We start from the raw sequence: 15,703 nt of genomic DNA, 5'->3' as shown, positions 1-15,703 counted from the left end.
AGAGAGGAGGACCATATGACCAAGATAGTCTGGCATATTCGCCAGTTCGGTCCGACTCGTGCCCTGCAGATGCGTTTGCAGGGCTGATCAGAGGCTGTTACTCACTCATTCCTTCTGGTCTGCCCCCTTGGGCGACGTGAGCCTGTGCATCTGCGCGGCCGCGTCATGACATGTTTTCGAGCATTGGCCTGCTAGTGGCTATCGACATCGGCGTAACGCGGCAAAGGGAGCCGTCGGCGATGTCTCGGGATGCTCGATCGAGACCGGAAAAGACTATGACTCTGATCAATCTCCGCAATCTGGGCGTCACGATGAGTGCGCCGCTGTTTTCTAACCTCAACATCACCGTGGATGCGGGTGATCGCATCGGTATCGTCGCCGCGAACGGGCGCGGGAAAACGACGTTGCTCAACTGCCTAGCCGGCAGGCTGGAGCCGACGATGGGCGATATCACCCGTGCCCGCGGCTTGCGTGTCGGCTATGTCGAGCAGAACGTGCCGGCGAGCTTGCTTGCTGTTTCCTTCTATGACGCTGTCCTTCAAGCCTTGCCGAAAGAACAGGTGGAAAGCGAAAGCTGGCGTGTCGATGTCACCCTCGACTCGCTTGATGTGCCCGCGGCGATGCGGGAGAGGACGCTTGCCCAGCTCAGCGGCGGCTGGCAGCGGCTTGCCATGCTTGCTCGCGTTTGGGTCACTGAGCCGGACGTATTGCTGCTCGATGAGCCGACCAACCATCTCGATCTCGCCAAGATCGCGTTGCTGGAAGATTGGCTGAATGCCTTGCCACGAGACGTGCCCGTCATCATCGCCAGCCACGATCGCGCTTTCCTTGATGCGGTCTGCAATCGGACTTTGTTTTTGCGCCAGGACCAGTCACAGACCTATGCTTTGCCGTATAGCCTGGCGAGGGCGGCGCTAGATGAGGTCGATGCTTCGGACGAGCGTCGTTACCAGAAGGAAATAAAGACGGCGCAGCAGCTGCGCAAGCAGGCGGCCAAGCTCTACAATCTCGGCGTCAATTCCGGCAGCGATCTTCTGACCGTCAAGACGAAGCAGCTGAAGGCGCGGGCGGAAAAACTGGAGGACAGCGCCAGACCGGGCTACCGCGAGCGCTCTTCCGGCTCGATCAAGCTCGCCAATCGCGGCATCCACGCCAGGGTGCTTTTGACGCTGGAGGATGCTGCGGTGACGACGCCTGACGGGACGTTGCTGTTCAAGACCGGCCAGCAGTGGATTTGCCAGGGCGATCGCATCGTGCTGCTCGGGCAGAATGGCGCGGGCAAGACGCGCTTCGTGGAGATGATCCGCAAGGCCATCGCCGATCTATCGAACGGCGGCGCCATCAAGCCGACGCCCTCTCTCGTGCTCGGTTACAGCGATCAGGCGCTCTCCAATCTCGGGCAGAAGGACACGCCGCTCGGCATGGTCACGCGGCTGTTCGAGCTTGGCGAGCAGCGTGCGCGTACGCTGCTGGTCGGCGTCGGCATCAACATCGACATGCAGGGCAAGGAGATCGGCCGTCTGTCCGGCGGGCAGAAGGCGCGGCTTGCCATGCTGGTGCTGCGGCTGACCAATCCCAACTTCTATCTCCTGGATGAGCCGACCAATCATCTTGACATCGATGGCCAGGAGGCGCTTGAGGGCGAGCTGACGGCAAACGAGGCAAGCTGCCTTCTCGTCTCGCACGATCGCAGCTTTGTGCGCTCGGTTGGCGATCGCTTCTGGCTGATCGACCGGAAGCGATTGGTCGAAGTGGATGGGCCGGAGGAGTTCTTCGAAGTGGCCAGAGGGCAGGAATAGGAAGGCCAGAAGTCCCTTCAGGCGGCCAACTGACCCGAAAACAGATTGGCCGCCATGAAGTCTACGAAAACGCGGATCTTCGGGGACAGGTAGCGGCTCGTGGGCCACAATACACGGAAGATGCCTGTTTTCGCGATGTGGTTTTCGAGCAGCGGCACAAGTCGGCCGTTGGCGATTTGCGTCCCGACGGCAAAGGGCGGCAGGCATGTGATGCCAAAACCGTTTTCGGCGAGGTGGATGAGCGGCTCGATGGTGCTTGCGATTGTCGTCGTCGGCAAGGCGAGCCTCAACTCCTCTCCATCCCGCATCAGGGGCCACGGCTCCAGTCTGCCTGTGCTGGGATAGCGGTGATGCAGGCATTTGTGCCGAAGCAGATCTTCAGGTGTCAGTGGCGTGCCTTCCGCCTTCAGATAGTCCGGTGAGGCGATGATCCGGAAGCGGAATGTGCCGAGCTTGCGGCTCATCAGTCTCGTATCCCTGACATCGCCAGTCCGGATGACCGCATCGAATCCTTCCTCGATCACATCGACTAGCCGGTCGGTAAAATCCAGATCCAGCGTGATATCGGGATAGGCGAGCATGAAGGCTGATATGGCCGGCATCAACAGCATCCCTGCGAGAGGAAGGCTGACGCGAAGATGGCCGCGAGGTGCCGAGTGCGATTTCGAAAGTTCCGCCTGAGCCGTGTCGAGCTCGGATATGATCCGCCGGCAGGTATCGAGAAAGAAACTGCCTTCTTCGGTCAAGGTCATGCTGCGGGTCGAGCGGTGGAAAAGGCGGACCCCCATCTCCTGTTCCAGGCGCGCGATCGCCTTGCCAACCGCGGAACTGGAGAGGCCAAGCCGCCGCGCGCCGGCAACGAAGCTGCCGCCCTCTGCCGTCTGTACGAAGATGCCGAGCGTTCCAAGCTTATCCATTGTCGCTCCGATTGCGGAAATTAATTCCGATCTTATGAGAATACCGGATCATTTATCCGCTATCTCAACCCCGATATCCAGTGCCGGCGCGGCAATGACGCCGCTTTTCCAGAAGGAACCGCAATGGATACGAACTCCGCACATTTCATCGCCCAGCCGCAGCCGACCACCTTCATCGTCAATGTCATCCACGTTCATCCCGGTAAGCAGGAGGAAGCCTTCCGGGTGATCCAGGATGTCGTCCACTATGTCGCTGAACGGAAGGAAGGATTCCTCTGGAGCAATCTTGCCAAGAGCACGGATGGTCTGACGGTTGTGAATATCGAAGCCATCAAAGGCGCCGGCAATGTCGACGAATTCTTCTCCGATCCCGTCTTTGTCGAGAAATTCCGCAGGCTCGATGACGTTTCGACGAGCGAATTCCATACTTACACCGTTGGCGATCTGGTCCTGCCGAAACTCGGCCACTCCGAAGGTATTTCACCTGGGCAGCCATGATTGATAGCGGGCGGATGCCGCCTTTTCGTTGCTGGAAACTTTCCTGCCATCTTCCGCTTGCGCATCGAGGCATCTCACGCTAACAATTCCCGCCATGAACATGTCCTTGAACAACATTGCAGTTTGGTGGTGGGCACGCTGAGGCGGCCTCGACCAATCGTGTTCAAAGACGACGAGTGAGCCGCCCGAGATTTCGAGGCGGCTTTTTTGTTATACTGGCCGCCTGTCATCCGGGCCTGACAACGGAGTGAGGAACAATGGTAACGATCCTTCGGGATGATGGTGCGGAAATCTATGAGACGAAGGGCGGGATCACCGTTACCCGGCAGCGCCGGCCGACGCCCTATGCGGATGCCGTGTCGTCATACATCGACAAGCTCGACGAACGCCGCGGCGCGGTCTTTTCGTCGAACTACGAATATCCCGGCCGCTATACGCGTTGGGATACCGCTGTCGTCGATCCCCCGCTCGGTCTTTCCTGCAATGGGCGCGATGTCTGGATCGACGCCTATAACGAGCGCGGCGAGGTCATTCTCGGCTTCATCACCGAAAAGCTGAAGACGGTTTCCGAGGTTGTGCTCGGCACTTCGACGTCCCGCCGGCTCGATCTCACGGTCAAGACGCCAGATCGTGTCTTCACCGAGGAAGAGCGCTCGAAGATGCCGACGGTCTTCACCGTGTTGCGCGCTGTGACCGATCTCTTCTATTCGCAGGCCGATGCCAGCATCGGCTTCTATGGCGCCTTCGGCTATGATCTGGCCTTCCAGTTCGACGCCATCAACCTGAAGCTCAAGCGCCCTGATGACCAGCGCGACATGGTGCTTTATCTCCCGGACGAGATCCTGGTGGTCGACAATTATTCCGCCAAGGCGTGGATCGATCGCTACGACTTCGCAAAGGACGGCCAATCGACGGAAGGCAAATCCGGCGAGATCGCTCCCGAACCGTTCCGCCACACAGACGCCATTCCGCCCAAGAGCGATCATCGTCCGGGCGAATATGCCGAACTGGTGGTCAAGGCGAAAGAGAGCTTCCGCAAGGGTGATCTTTTCGAAGTGGTGCCCGGCCAGAAGTTCATGGAACGCTGCGACAGCAAGCCCTCCGATATTTCGAAGCGCCTGAAGGCGATCAACCCTTCGCCCTATTCCTTCTTCATCAATCTCGGCAACCAGGAATATCTGATCGGCGCGTCGCCGGAAATGTTCGTGCGCGTGTCCGGCCGCCGCATCGAGACCTGCCCGATTTCGGGCACGATCAAGCGCGGCGACGATCCGATCGCCGATAGCGAGCAGATCCTGAAGCTGCTGAACTCCAAGAAGGACGAATCCGAGCTGACGATGTGCTCCGACGTCGACCGCAACGACAAGAGCCGCGTCTGCGAGCCGGGTTCGGTCAAGGTCATCGGCCGCAGGCAGATCGAGATGTATTCGCGCCTGATCCACACGGTCGACCATATAGAAGGCCGTCTGCGTGACGATATGGACGCCTTTGATGGCTTCCTCAGCCACGCCTGGGCCGTCACCGTCACCGGTGCGCCAAAACTCTGGGCCATGCGCTTCATCGAGAGCCACGAGAAGAGTCCCCGCGCCTGGTATGGCGGCGCGATCGGCATGGTCGGCTTCAATGGCGACATGAACACCGGCCTGACGCTGCGCACCGTCCGCATCAAGGACGGCATTGCCGAGGTGCGGGCCGGCGCGACGCTGCTCAACGACTCGATCCCCGAGGAAGAAGAAGCCGAAACCGAACTGAAGGCCTCCGCCATGCTTTCCGCTATCCGTGATGCCAAGACCGGCAATTCCGGCAAACAGCAACGCGACGTCGCTTCCGTCGGCAAGGGTGTGAAGATCCTGCTCGTCGACCACGAGGACAGCTTCGTCCATACGCTTGCCAATTACTTCCGCCAGACGGGTGCCACGGTCTCGACGGTGCGTACGCCGGTGCCGGAAGAGGTCTTCGACCGGCTCGATCCGGATCTCGTCGTGCTGTCGCCGGGTCCCGGCAATCCGAAGGATTTCGATTGCAAGGCGACGATCAAGAAGGCGAGGGCGCGCAACCTGCCGATCTTCGGCGTCTGCCTGGGCTTGCAGGCACTCGCCGAAGCCTATGGCGGCGAGTTGCGTCATCTGGCGATCCCGATGCATGGCAAGCCCTCGCGCATCCGCGTGCTGGAGCCGGGCCTGGTCTTCTCCGGCCTCGGCCGCGAGGTGACGGTTGGCCGCTATCACTCGATCTTTGCCGATCCGTCGAGCTTGCCTCGCGAGTTCATGATCACGGCCGAGAGCGAGGATGGCACGATCATGGGGATAGAGCATGTGAAGGAGCCGATCGCGGCCGTGCAGTTCCACCCTGAATCGATCATGACGCTCGGCGGCGATGCCGGCATGCGGATGATCGAGAATGTCGTGGCGCATCTGGCGCGGCGGGTGAAGACAAAGGCCGCCTGAGGCCGGCGTTTAGAGCCCGGAAGTTCGATAGCCCCATGCACTCGGAAAAAGTGCATGGGGCTGTTTTTATGCCTTGAAAGAGCCAACAAACCGCTGAAGAGTTTGATCGGTGGCGGGGGCTTTCAGTCGGTGATCCCAAGGATATTCAAAGGCGTTTTCTTCGCCGTGCTTACCGTCGTGGCGCTCGTTTGCCTCGGCATCGCCGTGCCGCGTCCGTTCTGGCATGATCCGCCGGCTGTGAAAGCCGAACGATCCCTGCAAATCCTCATGCTCAGCAACCCGATCCATACGGATATTGCCATTCCCGTCGACGGCGATCTCCTCACCCGTTTCGCCTTCCTGCGGACAGCCGGGCTTGATCTCGACAATCCCAACCTGCGCTATCTCGTCTTCGGCTGGGGCGGCCGGAGCTTCTATACGGAGACGCCGACCTGGGCCGATTTGAAGCCCGGACCTGTGCTTAAAAGCTTCGGTCTCGACCGCTCCGTCATTCATGCGGAGTTGGCGGGCGATATTCCGTTGGATGCGCCTGTTGTGACGGCGATCAACATCGATCCGGAAGGCCTTGAGCGGCTGAAGCAGTTCATCCTTGCCAGCTTCGAACGGGCCGACAGCAAACCGGTTGCCCTGCCTGGCAGCAACTATGGTCCGAACGATGCTTTCTTCGAGGCGCGGGGATATTTCAACGCGTTGATGGGATGCAATACATGGACAGCCGCCGCGCTCCGGCAGGCGGGTTTGACCTCCGGCCTGTGGACATCGTTGCCGTGGATGCTGCGAATGTCCCTGCACCTGTATAATGAAGACGAGCGGTTTGCGGCCAGCCGCACTTTGCCCTGAGGCGGTTTGACTTGCCGCAGGTTGTACCCTAGTCTCCGCATCGTTCCTGTGGGGCACATCGGCATTGGGGCCGAAAGGGCTAGGCCTGCCCGCTGATATCACTCAGCAGGAGTCCGCCTATGCCAACCCTCGATACCTACCGTAAACAAGCGAAGCTCTTGATGCGCTGGCACCGTGAGCGCGACTATTCCATCGGCGGAAGAGTTCGAACGCTCGACCGTTTCAAGACAATGACGGATCGCGAAATCCTGGCGATGAAATTTCCTTTGACGCTGGCGCAGGAGATTGTTGCGGTCGAAGCCGGTCACAAGAGCTGGGCCGAGTTGAAGACCGTCGCGGTGGATGCGCCGAAGGTGCCGGCCGTCAGAGCGGAGCCGCCGATCTTCAAGAGCGTCATCCCGATCCTTTTCGTGCGGGATGTGACCGTCAGTGCTGTCTTCTTCCGGGAGAAGCTGGGCTTCGAGCTAGATTTCCTGCACGGCTCACCGCCATTCTACGGGGCGGTGTCGCGCAATGGCATCTGGATTCATCTGCGACTTGTTCAGGAGCCGTATTTCGCAGTGGCTGCGGCAAAGGAGAAATCGCTCATTCTCGCTTCGATCGAGGTCTCGAATGTCCAGGGACTGTTCGAGGAGTTCAAGGCGAGGGGCGTGGAGTTCGCGCAGCCGCTGACCAAACAAGCTTGGGGCGGTACGGATTTCCATGTACGCGACCCGGATGGCAACGTCATTTCTTTCGTCGCGTTCCGATCCTGACGTTTGAATTTGGCGAGGGCCGCCGGAAATTGGCGGCCCTTACATATCCTCGCAGTCCTGCCAGCCTTCCTCGAAGACGAGTTTGTCGAGCGGCAGGCGCTCGCGCCATCCCTTCACGGCGAGTTCCGGCATGTCGTAGAGCTCGTCGACATAGCCGATACAGAGCCATGCAACGATCTTAACATGCTCGGGTATGCCGAGGATCGTCTTGATGGCATCCTCGTGGAAGATGCTGACCCAGCCGACACCAACGCCTTCGGCCCTTGCGGCAAGCCAGAGGTTCTGGACGGCGCAAACGGTCGAATAGACATCGGTATCCGGATTATGCGTGCGGCCGAGTACGACCGGGCCGCCGCGCCTGGTGTCGCAGGTGATGCAGATGCTGAGCGGCGCCTTGCGGATGCCCTCCAATTTCAGCCGCTGATATTGCGCGCGGCGATCGCCCTCGAACATCGCGCAGGCTTCCTCATTGGCCTGATGAAAGGCCTGCCAGACGCGTTCGCGCGTCTCGCCCTGACGGATGAGGATGAAATTCCACGGCTGCATGAAGCCGACGGATGGTGCGGAATGGGCCGCCTCGAGCAGACGCCTGACGAGATCGTCGGGCAGGGGATCAGGCCGGAACTGGTCGCGCACATCTCGCCGGGTCTCGATCGCGCGATAGACGGCGTTGCGCTCCACCTCCGAAAACGCGCCGGCTGCGACCAGGTGATCCGACACGCCTGCAGGAGCGTCGGCGATGGAGGGTGCGGCATCGGCAGTCTTTTCAAGAGCGGACATGTTCAACCATGATTTTTATAAGAGGCGGCGCGCCGGCCGATATTGTCGACCCTTGCACGCCAGGCTGAAGCACAGCTTAGTGCTGGATTGCAAGCCAAACTACCAGTACGATTTTTCGCAGGCGAGCGCATTATCGGCTTCCATTTGTCGCGGAACGGCGATCTGCGCAAAGTCTTCCTCATGTTCCGCGAGTGGACTGCCCAAATTGCATCTCGTTCGATCCGCAGGTCGAGGATGGATTGTCGTGCGAAAGGACATGTCTCCTTTGACAAATGCGAGACGGTGATCCATATGAGCGGTCAATGAACCGCCTGCGCGAAAATTCGCGCGGGCGGTTTTGCATTTCAACGGCGCCTTTTTTGCAATTCATTCGCATAAGCACGGCGCGGGACACTGGAGAAGGGCATGAGCGCTCAAGGAAACGATACGATCAGGCAGCTCGCCCTTTGGGGCATTCCGCTGTCGCTCGGCGTCATGGGGCTGAAGATGCTGGCCTGGTGGCTGACGGGCTCTGTGGCGCTTCTGTCCGATGGCCTGGAATCGCTGACCAATGTCGTCGCGGCCTTCATCGCCTTCTTCGTCATCCGCTATGCCCAGAAGCCGGCCGATCACGACCACCCCTTCGGCCATCACAAGGCGGAATATCTTTCCGCCGTTACGGAAGGCGTCATGATCGTCGTCGCCGCGCTGATGATCGTGCAGGAAGCCGTTGGGCATCTCGGTAATCCGCAGCCGATGCAGGCGCCGGTGCTAGGCCTCGCCATCAACTTCGTTGCCGGCGTCATCAATGCAGTCTGGGCCGTCACGTTGATCCGCGCCGGCCGGGCGTATCGCTCGCCGGCACTGACGGCAGATGGCCAGCATATCATGTCCGATGTCTATACCTCGGTCGGCGTGCTGATCGGCCTGCTGCTCGCGATCGGCAGCGGCTATCCGATCTTCGACCCCGTGCTCGCCATTCTTGTTGCCATCAACATTCTCTATCAAGGCTGGAAGGTCATTTCCCATTCTATCGATGGGCTGATGGATAAGGCCGTCTTGCCGGCGGAGGAGGCGGTCATCAAGGATGCGATCGCGGGGAATGCCGAGGGCTCGCTTGGCGTGCACGACCTGAAGACGCGCAGGGCGGGGGCCGTGACCTTCGTCGATTTCCATATGGTCGTGCCCGCCGCCATGCCGGTACGTGAGGCGCATCGCATCTGCGATCGCCTTGAAGATGCCATACGGGCGATCCATGCGGGCGCCGAAATAACCATTCATGTGGAGCCGGAGGGCGAGAAGGCCCATGGTATCCGCGTCAAAGTGATCAAGGAGACCTGAGATGCCAAAGACCGATGTGTCCGGCCTGTCGATGCTCGGCAACCAGACGGAGACCGCCAGCAATCCGGAAGAAGCCGTTCTGGAAAAGGTGCCGTCCGGCCATGCCGGCACCGATTATGTCGTGCGCTTTACCGCGCCCGAATTCACCTCGCTCTGCCCGATGACGGGACAGCCGGATTTCGCCCATATCGTCATCGATTACATCCCGAACGAATGGCTTGTCGAATCGAAGTCGCTGAAGCTCTTCCTGCATTCCTTCCGCAATCATGGCGCCTTCCACGAGGATTGCTCTATCTATATCGCCAAGCGCCTGGTGGATCTGCTGCAGCCGAAGTGGCTGCGCATCGGCGCCTACTGGTATCCGCGCGGCGGCATTCCGATCGACGTCTTCTGGCAGACCGGCAAGCCGCCGGAGGGCGTCTGGCTGCCGGATCAGGGCGTCCAGCCCTACCGTGGCCGAGGCTGAATAAAAAAGCCGCCATCTGGGGATGGCGGCTTTTTTCTAATGTCGTTGCGGCACGCGCTCAGGCAAACGAGCTGTCGTCACCGTTGTCGGACGAATCGTCATAGTCGTCGTCCTGAGCGTCCTGCGCAGCATCCTGGGCGTAATCGGCTGCGCTCTGGTCATTCTGATCGCTACTATCGTCATTGCCGAAATAGTTGTTGTTGATGATCGTCTCCTGCACCGGCTGTTCGGCTGCGTTGGCTGCCGTGCCTCCGAACAGGCCGCTGCCAGCATTGCCGCCGAAGAGACCGCCGCCTGTGCCGCCGAGATGCGGGCTGAAGAGGCTGGAGAGCGATTCCGCCAGCATCACGCCGCCAGCCACGCCGGCCGCCGTGCCAAGCGCACCGCGCAGGAAGCTCCCGCCGGCCGAGGGAGCTGCTGCCTGCTGGCTCCACGGGCCTGACGGCTGTGGTTGCGGCTGCCCGGCCCACGGGCCGGGCTGAGGTGCATTGCGGGCATAGTCGTCATAAAGGCGACCCTGCTGCGGATTGCCACTCTGTGGCGCTGCGGCGCGCTGCTGTTGCTGGCCGCCGCCAAAAAGCGAGCCAATTCCGCCGAGGAAACCGCCGCTCTGGCCCTGCTGGTGATTGTCGGCGCCTTGCTGCTCGAGCTCGTGTACACGGGCCTCGAGCTGCTGGATGCGATCGGCCGCAGCCTTCATGCCCTGTTCCTGCATGATGACGGCCTGCGCCAGGAAATAAGGCGCATAGGGCTGGTCACGGACCGACTGGTTGATGAATGTCTCCGCATCGGCGTCGCGCTGGGTATTGGATGCACCGCGCACGCGATCGAAGAGAGAGGCGAGTAATTGACGTTCTTCTGGCGACATGATGGCCTCCTTGGCTATCTGTGCTGTAAATTGGGGGCGCGATCTCTAACCGCGCTAACCTGACGTAGGATCCAATCTCGGCTTTTCAAAGCCATTCAAGTTACATTTCGGTAATCCGCAACCATAACACCATGTTGTCAGTCGCTATTCCCGCCTTGTCTTTTTCCGGCATTGTTTTACGCATTGAGTCGCACTATGTGCGGTGAACGACGCATCATGCTGGAGAGTTGAATGAACGACGAAGACGAACAGGAAGACAAGAAGACCGAGCAGCCCTTGGGCAAGGACGCGGAGGCGAATCTTTTCAAGTCGCGTTCGATCTTCATCTATGGCGGCATCACGCAGGAACTGGCGCAGAAGGTCTGCTCGCAGCTCGTGGCGCTTTCCGCCGCCAGCGACGATGATATCCGCATCTACGTGAATTCGCCCGGCGGCCACGTCGAATCAGGCGATTCCATCCACGACATGATCAAGTTCATCAAGCCGAAGGTCTGGATGATCGGCACGGGCTGGGTCGCCTCTGCAGGAGCGCTGATCTATGTTTCCGCTCCCAAGGAGCGCCGTATTTGCCTGCCGAACACGCGCTTCCTGCTGCACCAACCGTCCGGCGGCACGCGCGGCATGGCCTCTGACATCGAGATCCAGGCACGCGAAATCATCAAGATGAACGAGCGTCTGAACAAGATCTTCTCGGAAGCCACCGGCCAGCCGGTCGAGCGCATCGCCAAGGACACCGACCGCGACTACTGGCTTTCCGCCGAGGAAGCCAAGGCCTACGGCCTGGTCTCGCGTATCGTGACCTCGCAGGCGGAAATCTGATCTAGCTGGTTTTCCCGATTGAATTGAGCGCCCTCGCTTGCCGGAAGGCTGGCGGGGGCTTTGTTTTGGGATGATGGATTGCTTACTGCTACCGGAAAAGGGAGCTGGCGGCGAGAGAACCCACCGCCAGCCTTCGCCACCAGAGGATTGCAACGTTTCCGGGATGGCGAATTGGAAGGTTGGAGCTACGACCTTGCGGGAATTTGCTGATCGCCGCCTAGGGGGTGATCTCTACTGGTGTTCCGTCAGGCATTGTGACAACAGCTTCGTAGAAGCCGTCGCCGGTGATCCGGGGGCCGGATTTCAGGCAACCGTCTGCCCTGCATCGCTCCGCCAGCACATCGACGGCGGCCTTTGTGCCCAGCGCCAGGGCGATATGGTCCCAGCCGATGCGCTCGTCACATGCATCGGCTGAAAGCCAAGGCCCGGTCATCAGTTCGATCTGATCGCCGCCCGCAGGCAGAGAGACGAAGCGGGAGGTAAAGCCCGGGCGGCGCTGGCTGTGATACGGCTCGCCAACGGTCGCATCGAAGTACTTGATCCAGAACGCTGCGGCGGCATCGATATCACGTGTCCATAGAGCTGTATGAGCGATGCGCATCGGTCTCCTCCCGATCCTGAGTGCGGGTCACGATGCCGGCGCAAAGAGGTGCGGCGCAGAGGAGGAGGGCGAGCCCCCAGAAAGAGCCGGGCAGGCCGATGTGATCCGCCACGAAACCGACGCTCGCAGGCCCGATAAGAACGCCCGCATATCCGCATGTCGTGATTGCCGCGACGGCGAGACCAGACGGCATGACCGTTTGAGTGCCGGCCTTTCGAAATAGCACCGGCACGATGTTGGAGGCGCCAAGGCCGATCAGCAGGAAGCCGCTCATGGCAAGAATTGAGAAAGGGCTCAGCAACAGAGCGACGAAGCCGGCGATTGCGACGAGCCCGCCCCAGAGCATGATCGCCCTGTCGCCAATTCTTGCGGTGACCGCATCGCCGGCAAATCGTCCAATCGTCATGGCGATGGCAAACAGCATGTAGCCGAGGCCGCCATGGCTGGCGTCGACCCGGCCCTGCGTGGTCAGAAGCAGGGCGCTCCAGTCAAGGATTGCACCTTCGACGAGGAAGGTGATGGCGGCGAGGGCAGCCAGCAGCAACACGAAGCCGCGGGGCATGACGAAGAACGGTGCGTCTTCCGCTTGAACGGTGCGCAGCAACCGCGGCCAGGCGATGATCATGGCGATCACCATCACCGCCGAGCTGAGAAGCGTGGCGACGAGCGGCCCGGCCTTGACGGACAGAAGCAGGGTGACGAGCAGAGAGCCGATGAAGCCGCCGATGCTGAAGAGCGCATGGAAACCGGACATCAGCGGCCGGTCCGCGCCTTTCTCCACCTCGACGGCGTGAATATTCATGGCGACGTCGAGCGATCCGAGGCAGGCGCCGAAGGCGGCGAGCGCAATGCCGAGGGTGAATGGTGTGCTTGCCACGGCGAGCGTCGGCAGGATGGCGGCAAGGCCGAGACCGCCGGCGATGATGATCGGCTTGCTGCCGTACCGCGCGCTCAGCATGCCGGTCGCAAGCATCGCTGCCACCGAGCCGAGACCGAGGCACAGCAACAGCATGCCGAGAACGCCGTCATCGACGCCGAGGCGCTCCTTGGCAAAAGGGACCAGGGGAGCCCAGCAGGCGAGGGCAAAACCCGCGACCAGAAAGGCAAGTCGGGTTGCCAGCCGGGTTTCCGGCCGATCGGTGGTTTGCATGGTCATTCCTTGTCTTTCGAGATCAGGAGGATGAGGCGACGTCGCTGGCCTTCACGAGCGAAAAGCCGACATCGGCAGCCGCTTTTTCGTCAGTGGCGGGCAGGTCATCCTCGACAACAAGCCAGTCGATATCGTCGGCGCCACCGATACGGTGCGGCGCACGTTCGTGAAATTTCTCCGAGGTAATCGGGGCGATGCGGGCTGCGCTTCTCTTCAGCAGCGTCCGTTTGAAGATCGCATCTGCATGTTCGTACACGCTGATGCCGTTTCTTGCCGAAACGGCGCAGACACCGAGGAAACAGCGGTCGATATTCATGGCTTCAATAGCCGCAACGGCGGATGCATCGACGCTGCCGCCGACGACCGGATCGACCGCGCCGCCGATCAGGACGAGCGGGATATCGCCGCGCTTCATGACGGCGCTGGCGATGTCGATGGAATTCGTCGCGATCGTCACGTCAAGGTCCTTCGGCAGAAGATCGACCATCGCAAGATTGGTGCTGCTGCTATCGATGAACAGAAATTCGCCCGGCTCGATCATCGCGACGGCGGCCTTGGCCAAGGCTCTCTTGCGGCCGGATTCCTGCCCGACGCGTGCGGCCATGGGCTGTGACGGTGTCAGCAGGGGGAGCGCACCACCATAGACGCGGCGGCATTTACCCTCGGCGGCGAGCGCCCGCAGATCGCGACGCACGGCGTCTTCGGACACGTTGAATTCGGCTGCCAGAGCTGCGGCAACGATTTGCCGCCCCTCTGCAAGCCGCGCTTCGATGACGTCCCGGCGGGACAATGGAAGTGAATTGCTCATGAATTTGCAATAACGTGCATAAATAAGATAGTCAATATGCATGTTTATGCATGATTTGACTCCGCGGCGACACATTCCGCGAGGGATTTGCCCAATGAGACTGCCATTTTGCTAGAAAACAGCACTTGCACGCCCGATGCTTGTGATGCTCCATGCGCGTTCAATCGATCCTCGTGCGCTCTTCGAGTCTCCATCGCCATGCTCAAAGATTTTTCCGTTCAAAGCCTGTTCATGGGATGCCTTACGGCTTTCGTCGGCTTTGCCAGCTCGTTTGCCGTCGTCTTCCATGGCCTGCAGGTGGTGGGCGCTTCGGATGCACAGGCGGCGTCCGGCCTGACGGCGCTCTCCGTCGCGATGGGCGTCTGCGCCATCGTGCTCAGCATGGCGACAAGACTTCCGATCAGTATTGCCTGGTCGACGCCGGGAGCCGCATTGCTCGCAAGTGCAGGGGCGATCGAGGGCGGCTTTCCGGCGGCAGTCGGTGCGTTCTTCATCTGCGGCATATTGATCGTCATCGCCGGGCTGTTCCGCCCGTTCGGCCGGGCGGTCGCCTCGATCCCGGCGCCGCTCGCCAATGCGATGCTCGCGGGCGTGCTGATCGGCCTTTGTTTCGCGCCGGTGAAGGCGATCGCCTTCAATCCCGCCTTTGGTCTGCCGATCATCCTCGCCTGGATCGTCGTTGGCTCGTTCAAGCGGCTATGGGCGGTGCCGGCGGCCCTTGCGGCCTTTGCCCTGGTGCTGGCCTTCGGCGTCAAGATACCGGATGGCGCCTTCGCGTCGCTCGAACATTCGCTGTTGCCGACGGTCGAGTTCGTGAAGCCTGTCTTCACGCTTGCCGGCATCGTGTCCATTGCGTTGCCACTGTTCATCGTGACCATGGCATCGCAGAATATTCCCGGCATCGCGGTGCTGAAGGTGCATGACTACGATCCCAAGCCCGGTCCGTTATTTGCAGTTACCGGCGTGTTCTCGCTTCTTGCCGTTCCCTTCGGCGGCCACGCCGTCAATCTCGCGGCGATCACTGCGGCCATGTGTGCCGGGCAGGATGCGCATGCCGATCCGAACCGCCGTTATTGGGCGGCGATCATCGCCGGCATCGGTTATGTCATCCTTGGATTGCTGGCGAGTGCCGTTACGGCTTTCGTGGCGCTCGCGCCGCCGATCCTCATCGAGGCGGTTGCCGGTCTGGCGCTGGTCGGCGCGCTCTCCAACTCCGCTCTGAACGCCTTCCAGCAGCCGGAATCGCGTGAGGCCGCCGCTATCACTTTTCTGGTGACCGCATCGGGCGTTTCCTTCGGCGGGATCTCCGGCGCCTTCTGGGGCTTGATCGCCGGCGGGCTGATGCTGGCGCTGTCGCGCGGCGTGCAGATGCTGAAGAAATGAGCGAGGGGTTGCTTCTTTCCGATCCGGCGGCTATAAGCGCGGCCATGAAGATGACTGGCGCAAAGATTTCCGAACAGATTGCACGTGGGCGCGTTGCCCTGCGTGACAATACGCGCGCCCTTACTTCGCTTCTTCTCCTCGGCCTTACGCGCGGTTGCCGGGTCCTTTGAGGAGCGCCCGGCGGCCGAAAAGCCCGCTGGCCATCGCTCCTCGCGACTTACCCTAAAATCGACAGCTCACCCGCAAAGGGTC

At 60.8% G+C, this 15,703-nt stretch carries 15 protein-coding genes; 9 read left to right on the top strand and 6 right to left on the bottom strand.

Annotated elements, in window-relative coordinates:
- Positions 1–275: 275 nt before the first annotated feature.
- On the top strand, positions 276–1,799 hold the full coding sequence (locus tag GA0061100_RS03135) for an ABC-F family ATP-binding cassette domain-containing protein (RefSeq protein WP_075851130.1): 1,524 nt from the start codon (positions 276–278) through the stop codon (positions 1,797–1,799).
- Positions 1,800–1,816: 17 nt separating this feature from the next.
- Here GA0061100_RS03135 and GA0061100_RS03130 read toward each other — a convergent pair whose 3' ends face one another.
- The gene (locus GA0061100_RS03130) at positions 1,817–2,716 is read right to left on the bottom strand and encodes a LysR family transcriptional regulator (RefSeq protein ID WP_075851129.1); all 900 of its coding nucleotides are present in this window, start codon (positions 2,714–2,716) and stop codon (positions 1,817–1,819) included.
- A gap of 123 nt (positions 2,717–2,839) precedes the next feature.
- Here GA0061100_RS03130 and GA0061100_RS03125 point away from each other — a divergent pair, with 123 nt between their 5' ends.
- The 4 genes from GA0061100_RS03125 to GA0061100_RS03110 all read left to right on the top strand — a co-directional run bounded on the left by GA0061100_RS03125 (position 2,840) and on the right by GA0061100_RS03110 (position 7,256).
- Positions 2,840–3,214, top strand: coding sequence for an antibiotic biosynthesis monooxygenase (locus tag GA0061100_RS03125; protein ID WP_075851128.1), 375 nt, complete (start codon positions 2,840–2,842; stop codon positions 3,212–3,214).
- A 257-nt stretch (positions 3,215–3,471) separates the two neighbouring features.
- Positions 3,472–5,661, top strand: coding sequence for an anthranilate synthase (locus GA0061100_RS03120; RefSeq protein WP_075851127.1), 2,190 nt, complete (start codon positions 3,472–3,474; stop codon positions 5,659–5,661).
- A gap of 129 nt (positions 5,662–5,790) precedes the next feature.
- On the top strand, positions 5,791–6,501 hold the full coding sequence (locus GA0061100_RS03115) for a TIGR02117 family protein (protein WP_075851869.1): 711 nt from the start codon (positions 5,791–5,793) through the stop codon (positions 6,499–6,501).
- Positions 6,502–6,620: 119 nt separating this feature from the next.
- Positions 6,621–7,256: a glyoxalase superfamily protein gene (locus GA0061100_RS03110; protein ID WP_075851126.1), complete on the top strand. Its 636-nt coding sequence runs from the start codon at positions 6,621–6,623 to the stop codon at positions 7,254–7,256.
- 39 nt (positions 7,257–7,295) lie between these two features.
- On the opposite strand, the gene bluB is transcribed toward GA0061100_RS03110, so the two are convergent.
- Positions 7,296–8,036 (bottom strand): 5,6-dimethylbenzimidazole synthase, encoded by a 741-nt coding sequence (gene bluB, locus GA0061100_RS03105; protein WP_244557751.1) that lies wholly within the window; start codon positions 8,034–8,036, stop codon positions 7,296–7,298.
- Positions 8,037–8,441: 405 nt separating this feature from the next.
- Between bluB and GA0061100_RS03100 the strand changes: the two genes are divergently transcribed.
- Both GA0061100_RS03100 and queF read left to right on the top strand, forming a co-directional pair.
- On the top strand, positions 8,442–9,356 hold the full coding sequence (locus GA0061100_RS03100; RefSeq protein WP_075851125.1) for a cation diffusion facilitator family transporter: 915 nt from the start codon (positions 8,442–8,444) through the stop codon (positions 9,354–9,356).
- 1 nt (position 9,357) lies between these two features.
- Positions 9,358–9,822: a preQ(1) synthase gene (queF, locus tag GA0061100_RS03095; protein WP_015340658.1), complete on the top strand. Its 465-nt coding sequence runs from the start codon at positions 9,358–9,360 to the stop codon at positions 9,820–9,822.
- Between the two features lie 58 nt (positions 9,823–9,880).
- Here the strand turns inward: queF and GA0061100_RS03090 are convergent, their stop codons facing one another.
- A complete protein-coding gene (locus GA0061100_RS03090; RefSeq protein ID WP_075851124.1) occupies positions 9,881–10,690 on the bottom strand; it encodes a DUF2076 domain-containing protein in 810 nt (269 codons plus the stop codon).
- A 231-nt stretch (positions 10,691–10,921) separates the two neighbouring features.
- On the opposite strand from GA0061100_RS03090, the gene GA0061100_RS03085 reads away from it, so the two are divergent.
- Complete coding sequence (locus GA0061100_RS03085; RefSeq protein WP_047632158.1) at positions 10,922–11,509, top strand: ATP-dependent Clp protease proteolytic subunit; 588 nt, start codon at positions 10,922–10,924, stop codon at positions 11,507–11,509.
- Positions 11,510–11,726: 217 nt separating this feature from the next.
- Here GA0061100_RS03085 and GA0061100_RS03080 read toward each other — a convergent pair whose 3' ends face one another.
- Genes GA0061100_RS03080 through GA0061100_RS03070 form a run of 3 tightly spaced genes read right to left on the bottom strand, consistent with a single transcriptional unit; the run spans position 11,727 to position 14,068 of the window.
- Positions 11,727–12,110, bottom strand: a complete 384-nt coding sequence (locus tag GA0061100_RS03080) for a VOC family protein (RefSeq protein WP_075851123.1) — start codon at positions 12,108–12,110, stop codon at positions 11,727–11,729.
- Complete coding sequence (locus GA0061100_RS03075) at positions 12,076–13,260, bottom strand: MFS transporter (RefSeq protein WP_075851867.1); 1,185 nt, start codon at positions 13,258–13,260, stop codon at positions 12,076–12,078. Before GA0061100_RS03075 ends, GA0061100_RS03080 begins: the two co-directional genes overlap by 35 nt.
- A gap of 22 nt (positions 13,261–13,282) precedes the next feature.
- A complete protein-coding gene (locus GA0061100_RS03070; protein WP_075851866.1) occupies positions 13,283–14,068 on the bottom strand; it encodes a DeoR/GlpR family DNA-binding transcription regulator in 786 nt (261 codons plus the stop codon).
- Between the two features lie 198 nt (positions 14,069–14,266).
- On the opposite strand from GA0061100_RS03070, the gene GA0061100_RS03065 reads away from it, so the two are divergent.
- The gene (locus GA0061100_RS03065) at positions 14,267–15,451 is read left to right on the top strand and encodes a benzoate/H(+) symporter BenE family transporter (protein WP_075851122.1); all 1,185 of its coding nucleotides are present in this window, start codon (positions 14,267–14,269) and stop codon (positions 15,449–15,451) included.
- Positions 15,452–15,703 lie beyond the last annotated feature (252 nt).

This window comes from Martinezella hainanensis (assembly GCF_900094555.1).
GTDB lineage: Bacteria > Pseudomonadota > Alphaproteobacteria > Rhizobiales > Rhizobiaceae > Rhizobium > Rhizobium hainanense.
This window is presented reverse-complemented; position numbering and strand designations above follow the sequence as displayed.